Here is a 12,731-nt window from a genome sequence, read left to right on the forward strand (position 1 = left end):
GTCAGGGCACCTCCTCGAACGAGACGACGGCGTCGAGAGCCAGGATGCCGTCGGCGGTGATGCGCAACGGATTGATTTCGACGGACTCGAGCCGGCCGTCGGCCACGAGCAGATCGCCGAGGACGGCGAGAATCCTTCCGACCGCGCCCCGGTCCACGAACGGGCCGCCCCGGAAGCCGTCCAGCAGCGCCCGCCCGACCAGCTCATCCAGCAATTCGGCGGCTTCGGAGGCGAAGAGCGGCGCCGGTGCGGTGGCGACGTCGGCCAGGGCCTCCGCCAGCACCCCGCCGAGGCCGACAAGGACGACCGGGCCGAACACCGGGTCGCGGGTGGCGCCTACGATCAGATCGATCCCCGGACCGGCCTGCTTCTCGACCAGGAATCGCTGGGCGCCGGCGGCGTGCAGGGCGTCGAGCGCGCGGTCGAGTTCGGCTGGGTCCCGGATGCCGAGGTGGACTCCGCTGATGTCGCTCTTGTGGACGACGGCAGCGTCCAGCAGCTTGACGACGACCGGCCCGCCCAGCGCGATCAGAGCGGCATGTGCCTCGTCCCGGGAGTCGCAGGCGGCTCGTGCGAGCGTGCCGATCCCCAGGATACCGAGGAGAGCCTTCGCCGCGTCCTCGTCGAACTCGGTGCGCGCGAGAGCATCGCGCACTCTCGGATCGGACTCGGCGGGGGTGCTCGGCTGCCGCAGCCGACCGGCGGCACGGGCACGCGCCTGCGCGTCATGGACCAGCGCGGTCACCGCGGTGGTCAATGCGGCCGGGCTGCTCAGCGTGGGGATGCCGAGCGGCAGCAGAGCGTCCCGGATCGCGGCCACCTCGGTCGCGGGGCCGCCGGTGGCGACAAGCGCGGCCATGGATCCGGCCGCCGCGAAAGCTGCCGGCAGATCGAGCGAGTCCGGTTCCGCAAGCGCGTACACGCTCACCACGTCGATGGCGGGATCGGCGGCGACCGCGGCCAGCACGCCGGGAAAGGTCTCCCCCGGCCGGCCGGTGTCCACTGGGTTCGCCTGATAGGTCAGCGCGGGCAGCAGCGCGCTCAGGCGATCGCGGGTGTCCCCGGCCAGGGTCGGTACGTGCACGCCGGTTCCGGCCAACCCGTCGGCGTGCAGCAGCCCCGGGCCCGCCTGGGCTGTCACCACGGCCACGCCCGGCCGCGAGGCGGCGGGGAGCCGGATCAGGGACAGCGCGGTGACGGCGTCGACCAGTGCTCTCTCGTCGTCCACCACGACGGCGCCCGCCTGGCGCAGTGCGGCACGCGTGACCCGCCAGGAGGTCGCGAGAGCGCCCGTGTGGGACCGCGCGAAATCGGCGACGTCGTTTCTGCCCACGACGAGAGCTACGACGGGCACCCGGGCACAGAGCGCCTCGACTGCCGAGGCGAGCGCCGGCCCGTCGGCGACGGATTCCACATGGAGCGCGACGGCACGGGTGGCCGGGTCGTCGAGAAGGTAGGTGAGAACGTCCGCGGCCGTGACGTCGACCGCGTTGCCGAGGCCCACCGCGAGCGATACGCCGATCCCGGCTTCGGCGAGCATGAAGGCCAGTGCGTGGTTCACCCCACCGCTGGCCGCGACGACGGCTACCGAGCCGGCCGGTACCGCACCAACGCCGGGCACGAAGGATGCCGTCAAACCACGGGCGGGCGCGATGAATCCAGACGTATTCGGCCCGAGCAGGACCACCTCCGATCGCCGGGCGGCATCGACGAGATCGCGCTGATACCCGATGCCAGGCCCGCCCGCCTCCGCGTACCCGCCGGCGCAGACCAGGGCGGCGCGAACACCGCCGGCGGCCGCCGCCGTCAACGCGCCGGCGCTCGCCGCGGCGGGGACACAGAGAACGGCGAGATCGAGCGGTACGCCGAGCGCGTCGGCCGCATCCGCGACTGCCGCATATCGGCGTTCGTCAGGAGCAACGTCGCGCGGGTTCACCCCCGCCACCGGTCCGGGAAATGCGGACAGCGACCTGGCCATCACCGCACCCAGCTTCGAGGAGTCGCGGGACGCACCCACCACCACCACGCCGCGAGGGGCGAAGAGCGGCCGCAACCGGGCGGATGGCCCGGCGTCGGCCGTTCCCGGGCGAACGTCCCGGGCGTCCGTCGTCATGACAGATCTCCGGCCGGGACGCCGACCAGGTCGGTACGCCCGGAGAGGATCTCGGTGAGCGCCTCCTCATCATCGCGCGCGTCCTGCACGAGCAGGGTCGTCGCATGACGGGTGAGCCTCGCCTCCTCGCAGATGAGACGCCGTGTCAAGGCGGTCCCGCCGCGAACCGCGATCAGCGCTGCCCCGGCCGCGGCACCCTTGGCCACCGCGTCGAAGGCAGCCGGCAAGTCGTCCTCCGCGTCAGGCGCCACCACGACCAGGCCCCAGGAGCCGCCGTCCACCGGTTCGCGGTGCAGCGGCAGGTCGAACTCGGGAAGCCGGACCAGGTTCTCGGCGACGCCGACGAGCCGACCGCTCAGAGACTGATCAGCGACGTCGAGCGGACTCTGTAGCGGTGCGGCCCCGTGCCGCGCCCGCCACTGCTCGTGAACGGCCTCGACGAAACCGGCGTCGCGGCGACGCAGCTTGGCATCGGTGAGCGAGCGGGTGAAGAAGTGGTAGGCGAACTGCCACGGCGGGAGCTCGTCATACGTACGCCCGAAGTGTTCCCACCACGAGAGGCTGGGCCGCGCGGAGTTCTGGATCTTCGCGACCGGGGGGCGGCGCTCCTGTTCGTACGCGGCGAGCGCGGAGTCGAGGTCGTCGTGCGCGCCGAGGGCAGCGGCAAGGGAGACCGCGTCCTCCATCGCCATCTTCGTGCCGGAGCCGACCGAGAAGTGCGCGGTGTGCGCGCTGTCGCCGAGCAACACGACGGCGGTGCGGCCGACCCGGTGCCGCCATCGCGCCGCCCTGCGGGTGCGGAAGTTGCTCCAGCGCGAGTTGTTGGCGATCAGAGCGTGCCCGTCGAGTTGATCCGCGAACAGTCGCTGTAGGTAGGCCAGGCTCTTCTCGTCACTGCGACCCGGCGGCTGGCTCACGTCGAACTCGTCGAGACCGGCCGCCCGCCAGGACCGTTCGTCGGTCTCGACGATGAAGGTCGACACACCCGACCCGATGGGGTACCCGTGAACGGCGAACACCCCGTGCTCCCCGCGCTCGTGCACGAAGGTGAGCCCCTCGAAGGGGTACGTCGTGCCGAGCCAGATGAACTTCGCCGACGCCGTCTCGGCGGTCGGCTCAAAGACGTCGGCGAACCGGTCCCGCATCGCGGAGTTCGCGCCGTCCGCCGCGACGATCAGGTCGAACTCCGCGTCGAGCAGGTCGTCCGGATCGCCCGGTGTGGAGAATCGCAGATCGACGCCGGCCGCGGCGGCCCGCTCCTGCATGACTCGGAGCAGGGCCCGCCGCTCGACCGCCGCCATCCCGTTGCCGCCGCAACGCAGGGCCTCGCCGCGCAGGCGAACCTCGATCGGGTCCCAGTGCACCCCGTGGTCCGCCAAGGCGTCCCGCAGCACCGGGTCGGCCTCGTGGATCGCGGCCAGCGTGGCGTCGGAGAAGACGACCCCGAATCCGAACGTGTCGTCGGCCCGGTTGCGTTCGAAGACCGTCACCTCGCGGGTCGGGTCGGCGCTCCTGGCCAGGGCAGCCGCGAACAGGCCACCCGGGCCTCCGCCCAGCACCGCGATCCTCATGAGACCTCCATAAATGTTTCATTTCTAAGCCGTGAAGCACAATACTGACACATATATGGGCTCGGCGTCACCGTGCGGCGTGACGCCTGTGCCCGGTCAGAATTTCCGCCATGCGCAGCCCGATGAGCACGCACGCCGGCATCGTGGGCACGGCGACGATCCGTGGCATGACGGTGCTGTCCGCGATCCGCAGGTTCCGCACTCCGTTGACGCGCAACTCGGCGTCCACCACCGCCCTGTCGTCCCTGCCCATCCGGCACGCACCGGAGGAGTGGAAGTAGGTCGTCGCTCCGTCGCGGATGAATCTGATCAGCTCGTCGCCCTCGAGATCACGGCCCGGCGCGACCTCCCGGACCACGAACGGCCTCATCGCGGCCGAGGCCGCCACCGAGCGCGCGATCTCGATGCTCCTCGCCAAGGCGGTCACGTCGTCCGGGTGGCTGAGGAAGCGCATATCCACGATCGGCCGGTCAGCCGGATCGGAGGAACGCAGCCGGACGGTGCCGCGGCTCTTCGGCGCGACCAGCCCGGCGCACAGGGCCCAGGTGTTGGGCGGCGCCGGGTACTGCTCCGCGATGACCTCGCTCGCGTACGGGATCTCGATCTGCACGATGCTGACATCGGGCAGTTCGAGGCGGGAATCGGTCTTGTAGTAGCCCGAAACGTTCGCGGCGCTGTTGCGGTACTCGAACGCTTCCGGCGCCTCGTACAGGCAGCCGCCGTGCAGGATGTGGTCCTGCACGTTCTTACCGACCTCGGGAGAGTGCACGCGCACCGGGACGTGCGCCGCGCGGAGTTCCTTCTCGTGGCCGACACCGCTGAGCATCAGGATCTTCGGAGTGTTGAACCCGCCCGCGGAGAGGACGACCTCACGACCCACCCCGAAGGAGACCACCTTGCCGTCCTTGACGCACTCGACCCCCACCGCCCGGTCGCCCCGGAGGAGCACGCGATTGACCTGGGTGTTGACGAGGACGGTGACATTCTCACGGATGAGAACCGGGTAGAGGAAGGCGCGGGCGATGCTCTGCCGGCGGCCGTCCTTGATGATCTGGTTCATGTAGCCGAAGCCGTTCCCGGTCAGCTCCCGCTCGCCGTTGAGATCGTCGACGACGGGCAGACCCACCTCCCGAAAGCCGTCGAGCGCGGCGGTCGCCATGGGCAGCGGATCGGCGGCCGGCTGCACCCAGACCGGGCCTCCCGTACCCCGGAAGGCGGGATTTGGTGTTCCCTGCCAGTCCTCGGCCACCTTGAAGATCTTGAGACTATGGCGATAGCCCCAGCGGGAGTCGCCGGTCTCGGCCGCCCAATGGTCGAGGTCGGCCTTGAACGGCCGGGCCCAGATCGTCGCGTTGATGCTGCTGCCACCGCCGACGACCCGGCCGGTGTGCTCCGGGATGGCCCGGTTGTTCACGCCGGGGCTGGGTATCGAGACGTCTCCCCAGTCCCGGACGGTGCCCAGGTTGGTGAACCACAGCCGGGGATCCTGGACGGACGGCGCGGTATCCCAGTCACCCGCTTCGATCAGCAGGATGCGCGCCGACGGTTCCTTCGTGGCGAGCGTGCCGACGAGCGCGCAACCCGCACTGCCGGCGCCGACGACCACGTAGTCGTACGACCGTTTCAGCGACGCGACGCGACGCGCCTGAGCGGCACGCATGGCGTCGAGGTCGGACGCCAGCGCGGGAACCGCCTCGGCGGCGACAAGCCCCGTCGCCAACGCTCCCGCGATGAAGGTTCGGCGACTGATCCGGCCGGCGATCAGCGCCAGCTCGAGCCGGTCGAGCTTCTCGTGCGTTTCCATCCTGTTCCCGTCTGATCGGTCTCGAAGAGGGGATCGCTGTGTCCGGCCAAAAGCCCGGGCGAAGCTCCGCAAGTTTCACAATGTTCCTGTCAGCGGGATACCTTTTTCTGCTATGAGGAACGAGCCGCCCTACCCGATCACGTCGGTTGACCACGCCCTGCACCTTGCGATCGTGTTGCAGCACGAAAGTCCGCTGCGGGTCAGCGACGCGGCCGAGCGACTGGGGGTGTCTCCATCGACCGCGCACCGCCTGCTCGCCATGCTGGTCTATCGAGGTTTTGCCGAGCAGCGGCCCGACCGGCGCTATCAGGCCGGCGACGTACTACGGCCGGCGATCGCCACCCACGCGCCGGTCGCGCTGCTGCGACAGGTCGCCCGGCCGCACATGCGGTCGCTCGTCGAGCGGGTGCAGGAGTCGGTCAACCTGATGGTGCTGGCAGGGACCGAGACTCGATTCATCGCATCCGCGGAGTGCGTGCGCACGCTGCGGGTGGGCAGCAGGGAGGGCCGGACCTTACCGGCGCACCTCACCTCGGGGGGTGTCACCCTGCTTGCCGCCCTGCCGCCTGACAAGATCACCGCGCTGTACGAGGGATGTGCCGACGTCGACCTCACCCGGTTGCGCCGGGAACTCACGCTGGCACGCAAACGTGGCTTCGCGATCAACGCACAGCGCACCGAGGCCGGGCTCACCGCGATCGCGGTGCCCGTACGCGGCCCGGAGGGTCCGCCCATCGCCGCCGTCGCGCTCGCATTGCCGAGCGCACGATTTCACCGCGATCGGGTCCCGGAGTGGGTGAGTGCGCTGTCCGACACGGCGACTGCGATCGCCCGCGGGACGGTCGAGGCAGGCACGGCCGGATAACCCCGTCCGGCCGGTGGCAATGGCTCCCGACCTGCTTATCGATGCGGAGTGCTGAAGCAGATGGTGCCGAGGCGATCGATGCCGGCGCGGTACACCACACCAGGCCGGATCGGCACGGCGTCCGTGAGCGCACCGGCGAGCACGATGGCGCCGGCCGGAAGGCCTTCGCCGCGCTTCGCCAGATGTTCCGAGAGATGGATCAATGCGCGTAGCGGATGTCCGAGGACGGCTGCGCCGGTTGCGCTGTGCAGCTCGCGGCCGTCGCCGGAGAAGACGCACCGGAGGGCGGTGAGGTCGCCTGCCGTCGCCGGGTCCACCCAGTCGCCGACAACGAAGGCCGCGGCGCTGGTGTTGTCCGCGACCACGTCGGGCAGGCGGAATTCGAACCCGGCATAGCGGGAGTCGATGATTTCCAAGGCCACGGCGACCCCGTCGATCGCGGCGGCCGCCGCTGCCATGGTCAATGGCCGGTCCAGGACGCGACCGAGCCGGAAGGCGATCTCAGGTTCGATGCACCCGATAGCCCCACTGCTCGTCGAGATTGGAATCGCCGTCGGTGAAGGGCTTAAAGGGCCTGCGGTCGGCTCGTACGGCACGAAGCGCTTCGGCGGCGAGGAACGGAGTCATGCAAGACACTCGCGCAGCCAGTCGGCCACGGCGTTCAGCGCGTCCGGGGTAATGCCGTGACCGCCCGGTCCGCGGTGGGCCGTCGTCGCCGCGCCCGACTCCCCCAGCAGGTACCGCCATGTGCGATCGAGCAGTTCGCGGGGGATGACAGAGTCCTGCTCGCCCTGGGCCACCGCGATCGACACCCCGGCCAACCGCGCCGGCGTGGTCGGCACGCCGGCGTCGAACGGCAGGGTGCCATAGAGGATCGCCGCGCCGGTGTAGCGCGCAGGGTCGTCCAGCAGCAGTCCGCCGGCAAAGGCCGCACCGCCGCTGAATCCGATCAGGAGCACCGGACGGCCCTCCGGGGCCACGCTGTCGAGCCAGTCCCGGAACCAGTCCATGGCCGCGCGCAGCGATTCGGCGACCGGGCGGCCGATGCCGCGGTTGGCGAACCAGGCGTAGCCGCCGCCCTCCGCGATCGGCGCGCGCACCGCCGCGTACGCCGGACCGACCGGAAGGTGATCGGAGAGGGTGAGGATCTCCTGTTCGTGGGAGCCGCGGCCGTGCAGCAGCACGACCAGCGGCGCCAGCGGATCCTCGGACCCCGTGGTCGCCACGACCGGCGGCGCGAAGACACCCGCCGTGGTCATGGCTGTGCCACTGCGGACTCGCCGGCCGTGCCGACGCCGCTCCACCGTCGCACCTCGGCCGCCAGGTCGAGCCGGTCGACCGGGGCGGCGTTCTCGTACTGGCCCCATTCCGTACGCGGCAGCATCCACATGATCTCGAACTCGTTGCCGTCCGGGTCGGCGCCGTACACGCTCTTCGTCGCGCCATGACTGGACTCGCCGGTATACGCGTCCGCCTCGGCCAGGATCTTGCGGGCCTGCTCCAGCTCGTCGATCGTGTCGACCTGCCAGGCCAGGTGATACAGCCCGATGCCGCCGCGCTGCTTGGGCGGCGCGTCCGGGCCGACGCCGAACAGCCCCAGGTCATGGTGGTTGCCGGAGCGCGGCAGGCGCAGGAAGGCTGCCTTCGCGCGTGGTTCACGCGCGGCAACCACCATGCCGAACACTTCGGTGTAGAAGCGTTCGGCGCGGGCGAGGTCGGCGACGAACAGGACGGCATGGTTGAGCCGCACCGGGCCGATGCTCATGACTGTCTCCTTCATTGGGGTATGGCCAGCAGAACGCGGGCGCGGCTGCCGCCGTCGACCCGGTCGTGTGCCGCGGCGGCCTGTTCCAGGGGCATCGGGTCGACGCGGATCGACAACGCGCCCTCGTCGGCGGCCGCGGTGAGGTCGTGGGCCGCCTGCCGCTTCGCCTCGGCGGGGAAGTCGTCGCTGCCGAGCAGCCGGATGGTGACGTTGTTGAACAACATCGGCCAGAACGGCAGGTCGGGCCGTTGCCGGCCGGTGGCGTACGCCGCGATGATGGTCTCGTTGTGTGCGACGGCGGCGTCGAGGTCGATGTTCTCGGCGAAGGCGACCTCGATGATGCGATCAATCCCGCCGGGCGCTCGAGCGCGGATCGCGGCGGCCGGGTCCGGCTGGTCCAAGGCGATTGCCGGCACGCCGGTCGTCGGCAGATCCCTACCGTGCCGCACGGTGCCGATGACCGTTGCGCCACCCCAGAGCGCCAACTGGGCCGCCAGGGAGCCGACCCCGCCCAGGACACCGTGCACGAGCACGGTCTGGCCGGTTACCGGCCCGTCGGCGAAGACTGCCCGGTGTGCGGTGATCCCCGGAATGCCGAGGCAGGCGCCGACTTCGTCGCCGACGCCCCGAGGGAGGTCGACGGCCTGAGCCGACGGGACGACGGTCAGCTGAGCGGCGGTCCCGAACGGCCGGTAGGACTGTGCGCCGTACACCCACACCCGCCGTCCCTGGCGGCCCGGATCGATGCCCTCACCGACCGAGTCGATCACTCCCGCGCCGTCGCTGTGCGGGATCACCCGCGAGTACCGCATGCCGTATCCCACCCAGTCGGCACGCTTCTTGGTGTCGCCGGGGTTGATCCCGGAGAAGCTCAGCCGGACTCGTACCTCGCCAGGGCCGGGCTCCGGATCGGGCAACTCGCCGACCTGCAGAACCTCGGCGGCCGGGCCGGGCCGGTCGTACCAGATGGCGCGCACCGCTTCTCCTTCGCTTCGCGTGGTCGCTTATTCGGTGACGGCGAACCCGCCGGTCCAGGAGATCTTCTCGCCGACGGCGAGCGTGAGCTGCAGGAACCCGAGGGACTCCAGCTCGCGGGCCCGCTTCAGGCCACCGGCGTCCACCGAGCGCAGGCCGGCCGCGCCGACCACGCCCGCGAGGAGGGCCTTGGCATCCGCGTCGTCACCGGCGATCAGGACGGTGGTCGTCTGCCCGCCGACCGACCCGGCCTGCAGGGTGCCCGCGAAGTTCGTGTTGAACGCCTTCACCACGTGCGACTCCGGCAGGGCGGCGGCGATCTCGGCGGCCGCGGAACTGTCGGCCGGGACGGTCAGAGAGTCGAACGTCTCGAAGTTCAGCGGGTTGGTGATGTCGACGACGACCTTGCCGGCCAACTGCGCGCCACGCTCGGCGATGACCGAGGCGACCGAGGAGTAGGGCACCGCGAGCACGACGATATCGCCGGTGACCGGTTTGCCGGCGTCGGAGCTGTTCACCAGCTCTACGGTGTTGCCGCCCTTCGCGACCAGACCGGAGATGGCCTGTCCCATGTTTCCACTGCCGATGATGCTGATGTGCGCCACGATGGCCTCCTGAATTGGTTGTAGCTACAACCTAACCTTCTTATGAGGTTGTAGCAACAACCTTTTGAATGTCATCATGTGAGCGTGGACACGCAATGGCTCACCCCGAAGCAGCTGGCGTCCTGGGTCCGGCTGACCGCGATCCTGGAACTGCTGCCCGCAGCCCTCGACAGCCAACTCAGGCGCGACGCCCAACTGACCCACTTCGACTACTACGTGCTCGCGATGCTCTCCGAGGCGCCCGAACAGACGCTGCGCATGACAGCGCTCGCCGAACGCACCACCGCCACCCTGGCCCGCCTCTCCCACGTCGTGCACCGCCTGGAAACCCGCGGCCTGCTGGAGCGCTTCCCCTGCCCGCAGGACCGCCGCGCCACCAACGCCCGCCTCACCGAAGCCGGCTGGCAGAAGGTGCGCGACAGCGCTCCCGGCCACGTAGCCACCGTCCGCGAAAACGTGATCGACGCGCTCACCCCCGAGCAGATCACCCAACTCGGCGAAATCAGCGACGCCATCCTGCACCGGCTCGACCCCGACGGCGCCAAAGCGCAGCTCTACCACCGATACGAACCGCCGCAGCCGGCCTAGAGCCGGCCTGACCGGTCAAAGCTCAACAGTCACCAGGCCCATGAGGAAGTGCCGGAGATCCGCGGCCATGTCGACGGACCGATCCAACAGCCACTGCACCTGCAGCCCGTCCATGACCGCGATGGTGACACGTGCAGCAGAGTCCGTGTCCACACCGGCCCGCAGCAGTCCGCGCTGCGCGAGATCTCCCAGCGCCCGGCCGACGGTGAGCCGAGTCTCGGCGTAACGACGCGCGAAATAGTCGTGGGCCGGGTGAGCCGGATCCGTCGCCTCGGCGGACAATGTGCAGAACAGCGCGACCTCGCCCGGCGTGCCAGCGTTGCGCGCGGCCAATGCGGTCAAGCCGCGGAGGACGACGAGCCCATCGTCGGCATCCAGGTCAAGGAGCCTGCTGGACCTCGAGTCGCGCCGCGCCAGCACCGCGGACAGCAGAGCGCTCTTGTTCTGGAAGTGGTGCAGCAGGCCGGCATCACTCATGCCGACCCGGCCCGCGATGGACTTCAGCGAGCCGCGCCGATACCCGGACTCGCCGAACACGACCAGCGCGGCATCGAGAATCTCGTCCCGTTTCGCGTCGGTCTTGGCATAGGAGCCGCGAGGCTTGGCCCCGCGCACCGCTCGCGCATCGATGGCCGGAGCGCCCTTCCGTCGACGTCCGGGATCGTGTTGTCGATCCCGGGGAACACGGTACAACGTACGGAACGCGGCGCCGCGACGTTCCGAGGGCGCTACGGATCGAACGCTTGAAAACCTAGTGATCACTCGGTATTCGGCGTTACCGTGCTGGAACTTGCCGTACTCCGAGATCGGAGCACCTTCATGTCGTCACGGCGCACGGGAATCCGGCTTGTACTCCCCCTCACCCTGCTCGTCGCAGCGCTGGCCGCCTTCACCCCAGCGGCTGTCGCAGCGCCCGGGCTCCATTCCACGCGCGCACCCATCGCCGAAGTCGAGAGCGGCGATTTGGGTGGCACGCGACTCGGCACTGCCGATGCCTTCCTCGGAGTCCCGTACGCCGCGCCACCCTTGGGGCAGCTTCGGTTTGCGCCACCGCAGCCACCGCCGAGGTGGCGGGGCATCCGGCCTGCTGACCGGCAGGCTCCGGCGTGCCTGCAGTTCGCGCCCGGCGGAATCCGGGAAACCCAGGCCACCAGCGAAGACTGTCTTTACCTCGATGTGTATCGCCCACATGGCATCACCCGGACGGCGTCCCTTCCGGTCATCCTCTGGTTGCACGGCGGCGGCTACACACAGGGCACCGGCGTCATCTACGGCGGCCAGACCCTGGCCGCGACGACACGCAGCGTCGTGATCAGCATCAACTACCGCCTCGGCGCCCTCGGCTACCTGGCCCTCGCCGAACTGGACGCCGAACATCGCGCGACCGGATCCGGCAACTGGGGGCTGCTCGACCAGATCGCCGCCCTGCGGTGGATCCAGCGCAATGCGTCGGGCTTCGGCGGCGATCCGCGGAACGTCACCATCGCCGGCCAATCGGCCGGAGGCTCGGCGGTGTGCACACTGCTCGCCTCGCCCGGGGCGGCGAAAACCTTCCGGCACGCCGCCATCCAGAGTGCTCCGTGCGGGCTCGGTGAACGCCCACTCGCCAGCGCCCAGCAGCAGGGAGCGTCGTTTGCGGGCGAGGCCGGCTGCACGGTCACGGCAACCCGGCCGGCATGTCTGCGGGCACTGCCCGCGCAACGGCTGATCGACGCCTTCCAGGTGGCGGGCGGCGCCGGACCGGTAACCGGCACGCCGACTCTGCCGACCGGGTCCGTCGCGGCCATCGAGACCGGCCGGTGGAACCGGGTACCTGTCCTCATCGGCGCCATGGCGCACGAGGGAAAGCTGTTCCTGTCGCTCAACCCGGACATCACCGCCGACGATTACCGGAGATGGCTGACAGAGTCGTTCGGCGATAACGCCGCCGCAGTCGCTGCCCGCTATCCCCTGGCTGATTACCCAGCGCCGTTCTACGCACAGGCCGAAGCGATGGGCGACGGTGCGTTCTACTGTGCTGCCAAGCAGACGGCAGACCTGCTGGCGACGAAGACCCGGGTGTTCCGCTACGAGTTCGACGATCCGAACTCGCCGACCCTGTACGGCTTCCAACCGCCAGGTATCGACATGTCGAGCACCCACTCCGCCGAACTCGCATACCTGTTCGACTTCACGCTCGGTGCCGGGCCGGTGCCGCCCGGCTCGCGCCGGCTCGCCACGCAGATGAAGAGGTACTGGGGATCGTTCGCACAAGATGGTGACCCCAACGCGCGCACCCTGCCACGGTGGCCGACCTACGACGAGCGCGACCAGCGGACGCTGATCCTACGTCCCGGCGGCCCGCGAGTCTCCACCTCGACGAGCGAGGACCACAACTGCGCCTCTGGGAAACGATGGGACCGGCGCCCTTGGGATAGCCGTCCAGGGCGGCCTCGGTGACGTGCG

The 12,731-nt window shown here is 70.0% G+C and carries 12 protein-coding genes; 3 read left to right on the forward strand and 9 right to left on the reverse strand.

The features are described from left to right. Position 1: 1 nt before the first annotated feature. The 3 genes from BJ971_RS28110 to BJ971_RS28120 form a co-directional block, all read right to left on the reverse strand. Positions 2-2,113, reverse strand: a complete 2,112-nt coding sequence (locus BJ971_RS28110) for an acetate--CoA ligase family protein (protein ID WP_184996198.1) — start codon at positions 2,111-2,113, stop codon at positions 2-4. After that, positions 2,110-3,684: an FAD-dependent monooxygenase gene (locus BJ971_RS28115; protein WP_184996199.1), complete on the reverse strand. Its 1,575-nt coding sequence runs from the start codon at positions 3,682-3,684 to the stop codon at positions 2,110-2,112. Before BJ971_RS28115 ends, BJ971_RS28110 begins: the two co-directional genes overlap by 4 nt. A gap of 67 nt (positions 3,685-3,751) precedes the next feature. After that, a complete protein-coding gene (locus BJ971_RS28120) occupies positions 3,752-5,488 on the reverse strand; it encodes a GMC family oxidoreductase (RefSeq protein ID WP_184996200.1) in 1,737 nt (578 codons plus the stop codon). Positions 5,489-5,600: 112 nt separating this feature from the next. On the opposite strand from BJ971_RS28120, the gene BJ971_RS28125 reads away from it, so the two are divergent. Beyond that, a complete protein-coding gene (locus tag BJ971_RS28125) occupies positions 5,601-6,353 on the forward strand; it encodes an IclR family transcriptional regulator (RefSeq protein WP_184996201.1) in 753 nt (250 codons plus the stop codon). 35 nt (positions 6,354-6,388) lie between these two features. Here BJ971_RS28125 and BJ971_RS28130 read toward each other — a convergent pair whose 3' ends face one another. From BJ971_RS28130 to BJ971_RS28150, 5 genes are read right to left on the reverse strand one after another with little or no spacing between them, the layout of a single operon-like run. Continuing rightward, positions 6,389-6,949 carry a 2-keto-4-pentenoate hydratase gene (locus BJ971_RS28130; RefSeq protein WP_184996202.1) on the reverse strand — a complete coding sequence of 187 codons (561 nt, stop codon included), beginning with the start codon at positions 6,947-6,949 and terminating at the stop codon, positions 6,389-6,391. 27 nt (positions 6,950-6,976) lie between these two features. Beyond that, positions 6,977-7,612, reverse strand: a complete 636-nt coding sequence (locus tag BJ971_RS28135; protein ID WP_184996203.1) for an alpha/beta hydrolase — start codon at positions 7,610-7,612, stop codon at positions 6,977-6,979. Continuing rightward, positions 7,609-8,118 (reverse strand): VOC family protein, encoded by a 510-nt coding sequence (locus BJ971_RS28140; protein ID WP_184996204.1) that lies wholly within the window; start codon positions 8,116-8,118, stop codon positions 7,609-7,611. Before BJ971_RS28140 ends, BJ971_RS28135 begins: the two co-directional genes overlap by 4 nt. 11 nt (positions 8,119-8,129) lie before the next feature. Then, positions 8,130-9,095 (reverse strand): NADPH:quinone reductase, encoded by a 966-nt coding sequence (locus BJ971_RS28145; protein ID WP_184996205.1) that lies wholly within the window; start codon positions 9,093-9,095, stop codon positions 8,130-8,132. 27 nt (positions 9,096-9,122) lie between these two features. Further along, a complete protein-coding gene (locus BJ971_RS28150) occupies positions 9,123-9,698 on the reverse strand; it encodes an NADPH-dependent F420 reductase (RefSeq protein ID WP_184996206.1) in 576 nt (191 codons plus the stop codon). 84 nt (positions 9,699-9,782) lie between these two features. On the opposite strand from BJ971_RS28150, the gene BJ971_RS28155 reads away from it, so the two are divergent. Continuing rightward, on the forward strand, positions 9,783-10,286 hold the full coding sequence (locus BJ971_RS28155) for a MarR family winged helix-turn-helix transcriptional regulator (RefSeq protein ID WP_184996207.1): 504 nt from the start codon (positions 9,783-9,785) through the stop codon (positions 10,284-10,286). 15 nt (positions 10,287-10,301) lie between these two features. On the opposite strand, the gene BJ971_RS28160 is transcribed toward BJ971_RS28155, so the two are convergent. Next, the gene (locus tag BJ971_RS28160; protein WP_184996208.1) at positions 10,302-10,901 is read right to left on the reverse strand and encodes a TetR/AcrR family transcriptional regulator; all 600 of its coding nucleotides are present in this window, start codon (positions 10,899-10,901) and stop codon (positions 10,302-10,304) included. Positions 10,902-11,105: 204 nt separating this feature from the next. Here BJ971_RS28160 and BJ971_RS28165 point away from each other — a divergent pair, with 204 nt between their 5' ends. After that, positions 11,106-12,725 carry a carboxylesterase/lipase family protein gene (locus BJ971_RS28165; RefSeq protein WP_184996209.1) on the forward strand — a complete coding sequence of 540 codons (1,620 nt, stop codon included), beginning with the start codon at positions 11,106-11,108 and terminating at the stop codon, positions 12,723-12,725. Positions 12,726-12,731 lie beyond the last annotated feature (6 nt).

The sequence above is a fragment of the Amorphoplanes digitatis genome (genome assembly GCF_014205335.1).
In the GTDB taxonomy this organism is placed as follows: Bacteria; Actinomycetota; Actinomycetes; order Mycobacteriales; family Micromonosporaceae; genus Actinoplanes; species Actinoplanes digitatus.

What these genes read in the sequence shown, in the direction of transcription:
- BJ971_RS28120 (WP_184996200.1), bottom strand. Translation starts at nt 5,488, where the DNA reads ATGGAAACGCACGAGAAGCTCGACCGGCTCGAGCTGGCGCTGATCGCC.
- BJ971_RS28140 (WP_184996204.1), bottom strand. Translation starts at nt 8,118, where the DNA reads ATGAGCATCGGCCCGGTGCGGCTCAACCATGCCGTCCTGTTCGTCGCC.
- BJ971_RS28115 (WP_184996199.1), bottom strand. Translation starts at nt 3,684, where the DNA reads ATGAGGATCGCGGTGCTGGGCGGAGGCCCGGGTGGCCTGTTCGCGGCT.
- BJ971_RS28125 (WP_184996201.1), top strand. Translation starts at nt 5,601, where the DNA reads ATGAGGAACGAGCCGCCCTACCCGATCACGTCGGTTGACCACGCCCTG.
- BJ971_RS28165 (WP_184996209.1), top strand. Translation starts at nt 11,106, where the DNA reads ATGTCGTCACGGCGCACGGGAATCCGGCTTGTACTCCCCCTCACCCTG.
- BJ971_RS28135 (WP_184996203.1), bottom strand. Translation starts at nt 7,612, where the DNA reads ATGACCACGGCGGGTGTCTTCGCGCCGCCGGTCGTGGCGACCACGGGG.
- BJ971_RS28110 (WP_184996198.1), bottom strand. Translation starts at nt 2,113, where the DNA reads ATGACGACGGACGCCCGGGACGTTCGCCCGGGAACGGCCGACGCCGGG.